This is a genomic window from Nocardiopsis listeri (assembly GCF_020741345.1).
GTDB lineage: Bacteria > Actinomycetota > Actinomycetes > Streptosporangiales > Streptosporangiaceae > Nocardiopsis > Nocardiopsis listeri_A.
In genome coordinates, this window is sequence record NZ_DYZD01000054.1 from 1 (window position 1) to 12081 (window position 12081).

At 68.8% G+C, this 12081-nt stretch carries 12 protein-coding genes; 7 read left to right on the forward strand and 5 right to left on the reverse strand.

What is annotated here, in order from left to right:
- The coding region (locus tag K8V84_RS03360) for a sensor histidine kinase (protein ID WP_304070211.1) at window positions 1-744 on the forward strand (744 nt) is incomplete at its 5' end.
- Entirely contained in the window at window positions 693-1352 is a 660-nt protein-coding gene (locus tag K8V84_RS03365) for a response regulator transcription factor (RefSeq protein ID WP_304070215.1), read from the forward strand. The genes K8V84_RS03360 and K8V84_RS03365, both read left to right, overlap by 52 nt.
- A 76-nt stretch (window positions 1353-1428) precedes the next feature.
- On the opposite strand, the gene K8V84_RS03370 is transcribed toward K8V84_RS03365, so the two are convergent.
- From K8V84_RS03370 to K8V84_RS03390, 5 genes are all read right to left on the reverse strand, one after another.
- On the reverse strand, window positions 1429-3414 hold the full coding sequence (locus tag K8V84_RS03370) for an AMP-binding protein (protein WP_304070217.1): 1986 nt from the start codon (window positions 3412-3414) through the stop codon (window positions 1429-1431).
- 130 nt (window positions 3415-3544) lie between these two features.
- Window positions 3545-4795: a multidrug effflux MFS transporter gene (locus K8V84_RS03375; RefSeq protein WP_304070220.1), complete on the reverse strand. Its 1251-nt coding sequence runs from the start codon at window positions 4793-4795 to the stop codon at window positions 3545-3547.
- Between the two features lie 127 nt (window positions 4796-4922).
- Entirely contained in the window at window positions 4923-5369 is a 447-nt protein-coding gene (locus K8V84_RS03380; protein WP_304070223.1) for a DUF3037 domain-containing protein, read from the reverse strand.
- Complete coding sequence (locus K8V84_RS03385; protein ID WP_304070225.1) at window positions 5366-6133, reverse strand: HipA family kinase; 768 nt, start codon at window positions 6131-6133, stop codon at window positions 5366-5368. Before K8V84_RS03385 ends, K8V84_RS03380 begins: the two co-directional genes overlap by 4 nt.
- A gap of 466 nt (window positions 6134-6599) precedes the next feature.
- Window positions 6600-7304: a hypothetical protein gene (locus K8V84_RS03390; RefSeq protein WP_304070228.1), complete on the reverse strand. Its 705-nt coding sequence runs from the start codon at window positions 7302-7304 to the stop codon at window positions 6600-6602.
- Window positions 7305-7476: 172 nt separating this feature from the next.
- Between K8V84_RS03390 and K8V84_RS03395 the strand changes: the two genes are divergently transcribed.
- The 5 genes from K8V84_RS03395 to K8V84_RS03415 all read left to right on the forward strand — a co-directional run.
- Window positions 7477-8541, forward strand: coding sequence for a MoxR family ATPase (locus tag K8V84_RS03395; RefSeq protein WP_304070231.1), 1065 nt, complete (start codon window positions 7477-7479; stop codon window positions 8539-8541).
- A 13-nt stretch (window positions 8542-8554) separates the two neighbouring features.
- On the forward strand, window positions 8555-9523 hold the full coding sequence (locus tag K8V84_RS03400) for a DUF58 domain-containing protein (RefSeq protein WP_304070234.1): 969 nt from the start codon (window positions 8555-8557) through the stop codon (window positions 9521-9523).
- A gap of 69 nt (window positions 9524-9592) precedes the next feature.
- Window positions 9593-10540 (forward strand): VWA domain-containing protein, encoded by a 948-nt coding sequence (locus K8V84_RS03405; protein ID WP_304070237.1) that lies wholly within the window; start codon window positions 9593-9595, stop codon window positions 10538-10540.
- A gap of 128 nt (window positions 10541-10668) precedes the next feature.
- Window positions 10669-11394 (forward strand): HAD family hydrolase, encoded by a 726-nt coding sequence (locus K8V84_RS03410; RefSeq protein WP_304070240.1) that lies wholly within the window; start codon window positions 10669-10671, stop codon window positions 11392-11394.
- Window positions 11394-12081 (forward strand): NUDIX hydrolase (locus K8V84_RS03415; protein ID WP_304070242.1); only part of this gene is annotated, 688 nt, incomplete at its 3' end. The genes K8V84_RS03410 and K8V84_RS03415, both read left to right, overlap by 1 nt.

Genomic DNA, 12081 nt, shown 5'->3' on the forward strand with positions numbered 1-12081 from the left:
CCCCACACCACCAACGCCTGCACCCGCCTCTCCCACCTCATCCTCGCCCCCTCCGAAAAAGCCCGACTCACCGCACGCGTCGCCCACCTCGCCACCAGCCGAGCCGACACCATAGACACCCAAGCCTCCGAAATCCGCCGCATCGAACGCGACCTCCACGACGGAGCCCAAGCCCGCCTCGTCGCCCTCGGCATGAACCTCGGCATGGCCGAAAACCTCGTCGAAACCAACCCACAAGCCGCCCGCGACATGCTCACCGAAGCCCGCGAAACCACCCGCCAAGCCCTCACCGAACTCCGCGACCTCGTCCGCGGCATCCACCCACCCGTCCTCGTCGAACGCGGACTCCCCGGCGCCGTCGAAGCCCTCGCCCTCACCCACAACCTCCCCATCACCGTCACCACCCACCTCCCCGGCCGCCCCGCAGACCCCGTCGAATCAGCCGCCTACTTCGCCATCGCCGAACTCCTCACCAACACCGCCAAACACGCAAACGCCACCCACGCCTGGATCCACATCAACCACGGCCGACAACGCCTCATCATCACCGTCACCGACAACGGCCACGGCGGAGCCACCCCCACCCCCGAAAGCGGACTCAACGGCATCGCACGCCGCCTCGACGCCTTCGATGGCACGATGAACATCACCAGCCCCACAGGCGGACCGACCATCATCACCCTGGAGATCCCGTGCGCGTTGTCATCGCCGAAGACCTTGCCCTCCTCCGCGACGGACTCATAAGGCTCCTCCAAGCCCACGAATTCACCGTCGTCGCCGCCCTCGACAACGGCCCCGACCTCCAAGCGGCCCTCACCGAACACAAACCCGACGTCGCCGTCGTCGACGTACGCCTACCCCCCACCTTCACCGACGAAGGCCTCCAAGCCGCCATAGCCGCCCGCGCCCACATCCCGGGCCTGCCCATCCTCGTGCTCTCCCAGCACGTCGAACAGCTCTACGCCCGCGAACTCCTCTCCGACGACACCGGAGGCGTCGGCTACCTCCTCAAAGACCGCGTCTTCGACGTCAACCAGTTCATCGAAGCCGTCCGCCGCGTCTCCTCCGGCGGCACCGCCATGGACCCCGCCGTCATCTCCCAACTCCTGGCCCGACAAGACCAGAGCGGCCCCCTGGCCCAACTCACCCCCCGCGAACGCGAAGTCCTCTCCGAAATGGCCGAAGGACGCTCCAACTCCGCCATCGCAGGACGCCTCTACATCACCGAAAAAGCCGTCAGCAAGCACATCAACAACATCTTCACCAAACTCGACCTACCACCCTCCTCCGACGACAGCCGCCGCGTCCTGGCGGTCCTCGCCTACCTCAACGGCCAAGACCCACCCCACTAGAACCGACCCCGCACACAACGAAACGGCCGCGGCCCCCAAGGGACCGCGGCCACAACCACCCCACACTCAACGACCACTAATCACGGCGCACCCGATACAACCCGTCGATCTCCTCCGAGAACGCACGCAACACCGCGTCCCGCCGCAACTCACCCGACGGATGCACCAACCCCGACTGCACCGTGAACTCCTCGGCCAACACATGGAACGACCGCACCGCCAAATGCCGCGGCACACTCCGATTGGCCTCGTACACCAACCCCTGCACCTCCCGGAGGAGATCCCGATCCCCCGCGATCTCCTCCGGAGCCATCGACAACGGCCGCCCGTTCACCAACCGCCAGTACTCCAACTGATCACGCACCAACGTCACCAAAGCACTGGCGAACGGACGCCCCTCCACTATCACCAACACCTGACTGATCAAAGGATGCGCCCGCAACCGCTCCTCGAAACCGGCCACCAACTCCGCATCAGAGGACCGCTCCACCTCACCGGCACGCGCCACCACACCCGACTCCACCGACTCCGGCTCGGCCCGCACCGCACGAGCCTGCGACACCCAAGGCTCCTCGAACCCCCCGGGCTCCTCCACCGACACCTCGGAAGCCACGGCCTCCTCCACACCACCCGAAGCCCGCTCCGACTCCGGCACGAACCGCCCCGGCACCGGCTCCAACGAAGCCTGCGCCCGCACACGGCCCCGCACCGTCACGAAACCGGCCTCGTCCACGTCGGCCAGCACACCCGTGGCCAACCAACCCTCACGGAACGCCGCCCGCGTCCCCTCCACGTCCGCCCAGTACCCCAAGAACACCGCACCGCCCCGCAGGTGCAACTCACCCTCGGGCGAAACCCACCAACGACGATCGGCCAACACCCGACCCACCGTCCCCGGCACACGATCCCCCACCGCGTTGGCGCTGAACACCCCGGCCGTCTCCGCGACGCCGAACACCTGCATCACCGGAACACCCACACCACCGAAGTAACTGTCCAACCGCTCCGACAGCCCACCACCCCAACACACCGCCAGATGCACCCGGCCCCCCAGAACCTCCCGGATCTTGGAGAAGGACCAGTCGTACATCGACCGTGACAACCGGGCCCAGGCACCCTTCTTCTTCGCCTGGTCGAACTGCACCGCGGCGTCCATCGCGGCGTTGAACGTCCCCACCGAGTCCCAATCCGTCGAATGCGCCGTGGCCCGCTCCGCCCCGTGCACACCCTCCAGATCCCTCGGCGCGCACACCAACACCGTCGGCTTGAACCGCGCCAACTCCGCACGCAACCGCCCGGGCTCCGCCACACCCAACCGGACCCCGGACAAGACACACGCCACCATCGTCGACAACCCCGGCAACTGCGACAACGGCAGGTCCACCACCGCACTCGCCCGCCCGGCGGCCAACTCCGACAACCGCGGCCACATCCGATCCACCAGATCCGCCGCCGCCGACAACAGGGCCCCGTGCGAGAGCACCACACCGCGCATCGAACGCGACACCGTGCTCATCGGGTACAACACCACCGCCGGATCCTCCGGCACCACCTCGTCCCGCCGGAAACGCACCGCCGTGGCGTCCATGTACGCACCCAGGCTCACCACCTCCGGCAAGCCCTCCTGGTACTGCCACACACGTCCCAGATCCGGCATCTCCCGCTGCAGGCCCACCAGCACACGATGGGCCCGCTCCCCGGCCACCACCGCCACCGCCGGGCGCACCTGACGCACCACATGCGCCAACCGCTCCGCCGAGGCCTCCACCGGGAGCGGCACCAACACCCCGCGCACCGACCACACCGCGTACGCCAAACGCACCCAGTCATGACCGGAGGGCGCCACCACCAGCACACGATCGCCCTCGGACACCCCGGCGGCGACCAGACCCTTGGCCACCGACGTCACCTCGGTCGCGAACTCCCCCGCCGTCAAACGCTCCCAGCGATCCTCCACCAGAACCGAGAACACCTGGGCGTGCGCGTCAGAGGTCGCCACGTCATAGACGTGGTCGCCCAATCCGGACTGCGCTCGAGCCAACGAACCGGGGGTTTCGCCCATAACCAACTCATCCTCTGCCACATCGGAAGGCGGGCCACACCGTTCCCACCCGCCTCATTCGGGGAATCGAGCCCTACTGTGCCCATTTCTCCACCGAACGGCAACCTAGGAGAAACTCCCGATCGCCGGCTCATCCCACCTTTACCCGCGCACCCCACACGAACGAAAGCAGCGACAACACCGCCACCGACGCCATAACCACGGACATACTCACCAACGAAGCCTCACCCGAAGGGGTCATCCCCGCCAGAGCCGCGATCGCACCGCCCAACGCGAACTGCAACGAACCCATCAACGCAGAAGCCGTACCGGCCACCGCCACCGGCTGACCGTCCAGAGCCGACACCGTCGCGTTCGGCATGATGAACCCGACACTGAGCATCATCAGCGCCAACAGCGACGACACCATCCACAGCTGAGCCGTCCCGGTCAACGCCAACACCAACAGCGTCAGCACCGCCACCAGCGCCACCAGAAGACCCATCAACAACCGACGCTTGGTGTCCATCCGGCCCACCAACAGACCGTTGCCCTGCGTACCCATCATCGACGCCAACGCGTTCACCGCGAACAACCACCCGTACGTCTGCGGCGAGACCCCGAACTCGTTCTGCGACACGAACGAGAACGCCGACACGTACGTGAACAACATCCCGAAGCTCAGCCCCAGCGACAGCACCGGCGCAACGAACCGCCGATCCCGCACCAACGAACCCACCGTCGCCGCCAACACCCGCGGCCCCTGCGCCCGACGCTCCGAGGCCGGCAACGACTCCGGCAACCAGAACAGCACCAGCACGAAACTCAGCGCCGCCATCGCCGCCAACACCCAAAAACTCAGCTGCCAGGGCCCCACCAGCAACAGCTGCGCACCCACCAACGGAGCCAGCAACGGCGCCAACATCATCACCAGCGCCAAACGCGAGAAGAACCGCACCGCGTCATCACCCTGGAACATGTCGCGCACCACCGCACGCGCGATCACCGCGCCCGCCGCACCGGCCACACCCTGCGCGAACCGCAGCACGATGAACGCCGTCACGTTCGGCACGAACACGCACAGCACCGAGGTGACCGTGAACATGGCCACCCCCACCAACAGCGGCCGCCGTCGACCCCAGGCGTCGCTCATCGGGCCGATCACCAGCTGCCCCGCGGCCAACCCCAGCATGATCGCGGTCAGCGTCAACCCGATCTGCGCTTCAGAGGTACCCAGGTCCCGGGTGATCTGCGGGAACGCCGGCAGGTACATGTCGGTCGCCAACGGGCCCGTGGCCGTCAGCACACCCAGCACCATCACCAACAACGCGATGGAACGACGCGACCGAACCTCGGGCCGGGTCACCTCTTCCGAGGGGGTGGGGGTGGTCGAGGTCTGCACGGGAACTCCATTTCAGGAAAGGGGACGGGTCGGGGGAAGCGCACCAGAGGGTGCGGACCACTCCATAGCAACACCGAAGGGACGCGATTCGCTCCCCACCCGACCACACCGAAACCTGTGATGTCCCTTACCCGGAGGAGATAGTCGACCGCACAAGGCGGTCCAACAACCTCTCCACCTCGGTCTCCGGGTCCACCGTCAGACCACCGTGCACCGGACCGGCCTGCACGATCGTGCTCCGCGGCGCGGTGAGCCACCGAAACCGCGACCCGGGACGCTCACCTGCGGCCTGCCCGGCCTCGTCCCCACCCCGGCACATCCGCTCCACCGCCTCCAGGGCCCGACGCACACCCGCCACGTCCACACCCGGATCCAGCGCACGCAACCGGTCCTCGTCCAGGTCCCAACGCACGGCCAGGAACGCGCGCTCCTGGCTGTAGAGGATCACCCCGGCGTTGACGCACTCACCACGCTCCAGGCACGGCACCACACGCAACAGCGCGTACTCGAACACCGCCCGGTCGCCTTCGATGCCCACCTGCCCGGTGGTCACCACGCTGTAGCGCCCGCTCATGAGCTCACCTCCGGAAGCCAGGACCGATCGGCCATACGGGCCAGCAGATGACGAACGTAGGCCTCACGAACGGCCTCGGGCGTATCGAACCCGGGTTCCTCCTCCAACCACACGTCGGGCACCAGTTCCACCACACCGCGCAGCAGCTCCTCGTCCACCAACGGTGCCAGCGCGGCGTCGGCCGCGGCCAGTTCGGGCGAAGAACCCGACAGCACATGGTCCGAGGCGTCGTAGGGGCGGGAGACGAACCGGTCGGCGTTGGCCCAGGAGTGGTGGAAGATCAGCGTGGCACCGTGGTCGATCAGGTAGGGCGCACCGTGCCACAGCAGCATGTTCGGGTTGCGCCAGGAACGGTCGACGTTGCCGGTCAGTGCGTCGAGCCACAGCACCCGCCCGGCGAAGGCCGAGTCGGCCTCGAAGGCGAGCGGGTCGAAGCCCAACGAGCCCGGCAGGAAGTCCATCCCCAGGTTCAGCCCGTCGCTGGCCTTGAGCAGTTCCTGGACCTCGGGGTCGGGCTCACCGCGACCGATCACCGCGTCGAACTCCACCAGGGCCAGCTCGGGAACCGGCAACCCCAGGGCACGGCCCAGCTCACCGGTGAGGACCTCCGCGACCAGGGTCTTGCGCCCTTGTCCGGCCCCGATGAACTTGACCACGTACATCCCCAGGTCGTCGGCCTCGACCAGACCGGGGAGCGAACCTCCTTCGCGGAGCGGTAGCACGTACCGCGTCGCGATCACTTTCTTCAGCACGCCGGCCAGCATAGTTCCGATGCCCTCGCGGTACTGCGCGCCGGATCATTGGAACAAGGAACGCGTCAGTGGCCCGCTGCCGGATCGGGTCGACCGACCCTCGCCGCCACCCGCGGTCGCCATGAAAACGTCTTCTATCCACCCCTGAACACGTTCTAGAACCGCTCCACCCCGAACACGACACGCCGATCCACTCCTGTGCGTGGAATCAGTAGAGGGGGCGGCGTAGCCGCTCGAATTCATTTGTGAATAGGTGCTTTTATAGAAAAGCTTCGGCACCTTTACGACGTAGATTTATAGTGATCGAACGGAGGCCCCTGTCGTGCCTCCATCGGATCTCGGCGGATCTCGGGCTCTCCGAGCACAGGCCCGTTCCCACCGGAGTGCCCCGTCCCTCGGGGCGGGGCACTCCCCTCTCGGGAAGGCCCGCCCTCGACCAGGTCGCCTCCCCCACCCCACCCGCGTCCCGCCCATCGGATCAAAGGTTGTCCTCGGGCTGCTCGCCCCACTCCTCCTCGCCGTCCTGGCCGGGGCCGGGCAGAGTGGGCACCGGTGTGGGCTCGGAGTCCTCCCCCGGTGAGGGGTCCTGCTCCGGGTCGGACTCCTCGGCCTGCTCCTGCTCGGGCTGCGAGGGCGGCTCCGGCTGGGGGAACCGCATCAGCCACAGGTACAGCGCGAACACCAACACCAGCAGCAACAACAACAGCGCCCCCAGAGCGGCGATGAGCCACCAGTTGGCCTCACCACGGGCCACCTTGCTGTCGCGCGCACCGGCCAGAGCGCTCCAGCGCACCGCCGACACGCCCCGCTCCCCCGCCCAGTGCGGCATCACCATCGGACCGCTGCGCACCACCGGACCACCCCGACCGGCACGCTCCAGGAACGCCCCCGCGTCCTCTTCGTCCCCCTCCTCGTGAGGGCAGGCCACCCACAGGGCCGAACGACCCTTGGTGCGCGCCGCGACCACCTGGTCGCTCCGGCCCACCTCCCGGGCGAAACGCTCACGCGTGGGTTCGTCGATCCCGGCGGCGTCGTTGAGCATGGCCACGCTCACCTGTCGCCCGGTCTTGTCCCTGCCCAGGTAGACCACGCCCAGCCGCGACTCGCGCAACCGACCCGACAGCCGGTACCCGCCCAGTTGGCGCGGGTCCCCCTCGTGCAGCCCCATCGTGGGAACCGACATCGACGTACCCCCTTCCATCGACCTGCCCCGCGAGCGACGACCGTCGTTCCCACCACCCGTGCCGTGAACCGGACCACGACCTCGGAAACAGGTAGTGTCGCCAACAGGTGATCCAAAACCTACTCCTCATGGTGCCCTCACTGTCGGCACCGACGTACTGGGAAGGCGGGACATGGCAGAAACCTCACCCGGGAACGGTTCCTCCACTCCGAAACCGGACAACGCTCCGGGGGAACCCACCCGACTGCTGCGCGCGGCGCTGCACGAGGTCTCCACCGTCATCGTCGGCCAAGAACGCATGGTGGAACGTTCCCTCATCGCCTTGGTGGCCCGCGGGCACTGCCTCATCGAGGGCGTACCCGGCATCGCCAAGACCCTGGCCGTGTCCACCCTGGCCAAGGTCACCGGTGGTTCCTTCTCCCGCCTGCAGTTCACCCCCGACCTGGTGCCCTCCGACATCGTCGGCACACGCATCTACCACCCCTCCACCGAGAGCTTCGACGTCGAACTGGGCCCGGTCTTCGCCAACTTCGTCCTGGCCGACGAGATCAACCGCGCACCCGCCAAGGTCCAGTCCGCCCTGCTGGAGGTGATGGCCGAACGCCAGGTCTCCATCGGCGGCACCACCTACCCGCTGCCCTCGCCCTTCATCGTCATCGCCACCCAGAACCCCGTGGAGTCCGAGGGCGTCTACCCGCTGCCCGAGGCCCAGCGCGACCGGTTCCTGATGAAGGTCAACGTGCACCATCCCAAGGCCCACGAGGAGATGGAGATCCTGCGGCGGATGAGCTCCGAGCCGCCCACCGCCCATCAGGTCCTGGACCCGGTCACCCTGGGCGAGCTCCAGGCCGACGCCGAACGCGTGCACGTCCACCAGCTCATCGCCGACTACATCGTGCGCCTGGTCATGGCCACCCGAGAACCCGAGAACCACCAGATGCCCGACCTGCGCCAGGCCCTGGAGGTGGGCGCCAGCCCGCGCGCCACCCTGGGGTTGGTGGCCTCCGCCCGCGCCCTGGCGCTGCTGCGCGGACGCGACTACGTACTGCCCGACGACGTGCGCGTGCTGGCCCGCGACGTCATCGCCCACCGTCTGGTGCTGACCTTCGACGCCCTGGCCGACGGCATCACCACCGACCAGGTCGTGGACCGCATCCTGTCCACCGTCCCGGCTCCCCGGGTCATCTGGGACGAACCGCCCTCCGGCGAGACCGCCTCCTTCGCCTCGCACCGTTAGGGGGAGGCCCACCGTGAACGCACCCGCCATCGGCACCGACCCCCGGCTCCGGGCCGCCCTGCGCCGCCTGGACCTGCGCATCGTGCAACGTCTGGACGGCCTGCTGCACGGCGAACACCTGGGGCTGCGACAGGGACCGGGCTCGGAGGCGGCCGAGGCGCGCCTGTACCAGCCGGGCGAGGACGACGTGCGCCACATGGACTGGGCCGTCACCGCCCGCACCGACACCCCTCATGTGCGCGATCTGGTCGCCGACCGTGAACTGGAGAGCTGGACCCTGCTGGACATGTCCCCCAGCATGGACTTCGGCACCGGCATGTACTCCAAACGCGAGGTGGCCGTGGGCGCGCTGGTGGCCGCCAACCTGCTCACCCAACGGGTCGGTGACCGCTTCGGCGCCCACTTCCTGCACCAGGGACGAGTGCGCCGCTGGCCCGCCCGCTCGGGCAAGGAGGCCCTGCTGGCGTTGCTGGCCACCATCGCCGCCGCCCCCACCGGGGACCAACGCGCCGTCGACCCCGACAGCGCCACCCTGGCCGACGCCGTCACCGACCTGGTGCACTCCCGGCGCAGGCGCGGCCTGCGCGTGGTCGTCTCCGATTTCCTGGACACCCCCGCCTTCGGCGGCACCGTCACCTGGGAGCGCCCCCTGCGTCAGTTGTCCGCACGCCACCAGGTGCTGGTGGTCGAGGTCCTGGACCCCCGTGAACTGGACGTGCCCGAGGTGGGCGACGTGACCCTGCGCGACCCGACCACCGGCCGGGTGCGCGACGTGCGTCTGACCCGGGCGGTGCGCGAGCGATACCGTGAGGCCGCCACGGCCCAACGCGAGGCCATCCGCGCGGCACTGCGCCGCTGCGGCGTCCAGCACCTGGTGTTGCGCACCGACCGGGACTGGGTACTGGACATCGCGCGGTTCGTCATCGGACAGCGACGTACCGCGCACCACATGGCCCGCCACACCCCGGGGGTTCCCCGGTGAGGCGCGCCGAGGCGCACAAGGCGTGGGAGGGACCCACGCCGCCGATGTTGACGGGGGACTGAGGCCGCCATGACCTTCCTGGAACCCCAGCGGCTCTGGTGGCTGCTGCTCATCGTGTTGCTGGTGGCCGCCTATGTGTTCGCCCAGCGTCAGCGACGCGACTACACGTTGCGCTTCACCAACCTGGAGCTGCTCGACCAGGTCGCCCCGCACCGGCCCGACGTTCGTCGGCACGTCCCGGCCGGTCTGTTCGCCATGACGGTGGCGGTCCTGATCGCGGCCATGGCGGTCCCGGCGATGCCGGTGGAGGCCCCGCGTGAGCGGGCCACGATCATCGTGGCGGTGGACGTGTCGTTGTCCATGGCCGCCACCGACATCGAACCCGACCGGCTGCACGCGGCCAAGGAGTCGGCGCGCGGGTTCGTGGAGACCCTGCCCGACCGGTTCAACGTCGGGTTGGTCTCCTTCTCCTCCACCGCCACCGTGGTCTCCCCTCCCACCCAGGACCACGCTGCGGTCACCGGATCCATCGAGGGGTTGCGGCTGGGTCCGGGCACCGCCATCGGCGAAGGGGTCTTCGCCTCCATGGAGGCCATCCGCGGCTTCGACGAGGAGGCCGAGGAGGACCCGCCGCCCTCGGCCATCGTGCTGCTCTCCGACGGTGAGAACACCAGCGGCCGCGACATCGCCCAGGCCTCCGCGGAGGCCGCCGAGCAGGAGGTGCCCGTCTCCACGATCGCCTTCGGCAGTGGCGCGGCGATGATCGAGATCGACGGCTACCAGGTGCCGGCCGACATCGACAAGGAGGCCCTGCGAGGCCTGGCCCAGGACACCGGCGGTCACTTCTACGAGGCCGAGAGCGAGACCGAGCTGGACGAGGTCTACGAGGACATCGGCTCTTCGCTGGGCACCGAGTACGTCCATGAGGAGATCGTCACGCGCTTCGTCATGGTCGCGCTCCTGCTGTCGATGGCCACCGCGTTGACCTCCCTGCTGTGGTTCCAGCGCCTTCCCTGATCGATCCGAGACCCACCCCAAGAAAGGGTGACTTTGGTCACGTCCCTTTAGGTGGGCTTTACACCAATTCCTCTGATGTAACCGGTTAGCGTTGGCATGTTTGCCATGCCCAGCCACGACGAGGAACGATGCCGAACACACCCGCACCCCCGACCGCGCTCTGTTTCGATCTGGACGACACCCTCATCGACGACGTCGCCGCATCCTCCACCGGATTGCGCGCGGTCATGGAGCGGCTCGGACACCCCCACTTCGGCTCCGCCCGCGCCCTGTGGGACACCCAGACCGAAATCTCCTTCGGCGCCTACCTGCGCGGTCACCTGTCCCTGGACGAGCAGCGGCGCCAACGCATCCGCGCCCTGGCGGTCCAGGCCGGCCACAGCGACATCGCCGACCAGCACTGCGACGAGCTCTACCGTCTCTACCTGGACGCCCACCGCTCGGCCTGGCAGGTCTACCCCGACACCCACACCACCCTGGCCGCGCTGGGCCGGGCCGGCTACCGCCTGGCCGTGATCACCAACGGCGTCGAGGCCCTCCAGCACGCCAAGCTCCAGGCCCTGGAACTGACCGGCTACTTCCACACCGTGGTGTGCGCCGACACCGCCGGGTCCGGTAAGCCCGACCCGCGCATCTTCCACTTCGCCGCCCAGCGACTGGGCGTGGACCCCTCCGCCTGCTGGCACGTGGGCGACCAGGTCCAGGCCGACGCCGTGGGCGCCACCGCCGCACGTATGCACCCGGTCATCGTCGACCGCTCCGGTCGCCCGCCCTTCGAGGGTCTGAGCACCATCACCGACCTGGAGAGCCTGCCGCGCATGCTCGGACTGGCCGTCCCCGCCGGCGGCATCTGATGATCTCCGACGACGTGGTGGCCCGTCGGGTCACCGTGCACCTGGTCACCTCCGGCCCTCACGGACCGGAGCTTCGAGGTACGCGCGTGCGCTTCGGTCAAGATCCCCAGGAGCTCGCCCGCGAGCTGGGCGGGTTGGAGGCCGGCGCACCCTTGGCGGCCCTGGACGTGGTCACCGAGACCGTCAGCCTGTCGCGGAGTCGGGCCCTGCACGTGGACCGCATCGTCTACACCAGGCCCGAGCTGCGCTCGGCCTGGCCCTCGGTGGTGCCCGTCCAGGGTCTGACACCCACCGCGCCCGAGCTGTCCGAGGACGAACCCGGCCCCGGACCGCAGGACCTGCCACGGCTGCGCCGATTCGCCTCCTACGGCATCGTCACCGACCCGGCCGGGCGCATCCTGCTCAGCAAGATCGCCGAGGGCTTCCCCGGCGCCGGCACCTGGCACCTGCCCGGCGGTGGCGTGGACGCCGGTGAGGACGTGCGCGCGGCGCTGCGCCGCGAGGTGCTGGAGGAGACCGGACAACACGGGGTGGTCGGCGAACTCATCACGGTCTCCGGCCACCGACGCACGGTTCCCACCTCGGACCTGGACATCCACGCGATCTGGGTCTTCTCCCACGTGCACGTGGGCGCGCCCACCCGGGCCCACGTGACCGAGGAGAACGGTTCCACCTGCGACTGCAGGT

Excerpts from the sequence above, each read along its gene's own strand:
- K8V84_RS03395 (WP_304070231.1), top strand. The coding sequence starts at position 7,477 with ATGGCAGAAACCTCACCCGGGAACGGTTCCTCCACTCCGAAACCGGAC.
- K8V84_RS03385 (WP_304070225.1), bottom strand. The coding sequence starts at position 6,133 with ATGCTGGCCGGCGTGCTGAAGAAAGTGATCGCGACGCGGTACGTGCTA.
- K8V84_RS03410 (WP_304070240.1), top strand. The coding sequence starts at position 10,669 with ATGCCGAACACACCCGCACCCCCGACCGCGCTCTGTTTCGATCTGGAC.
- K8V84_RS03405 (WP_304070237.1), top strand. The coding sequence starts at position 9,593 with ATGACCTTCCTGGAACCCCAGCGGCTCTGGTGGCTGCTGCTCATCGTG.
- K8V84_RS03380 (WP_304070223.1), bottom strand. The coding sequence starts at position 5,369 with ATGAGCGGGCGCTACAGCGTGGTGACCACCGGGCAGGTGGGCATCGAA.
- K8V84_RS03390 (WP_304070228.1), bottom strand. The coding sequence starts at position 7,304 with ATGTCGGTTCCCACGATGGGGCTGCACGAGGGGGACCCGCGCCAACTG.
- K8V84_RS03370 (WP_304070217.1), bottom strand. The coding sequence starts at position 3,414 with ATGGGCGAAACCCCCGGTTCGTTGGCTCGAGCGCAGTCCGGATTGGGC.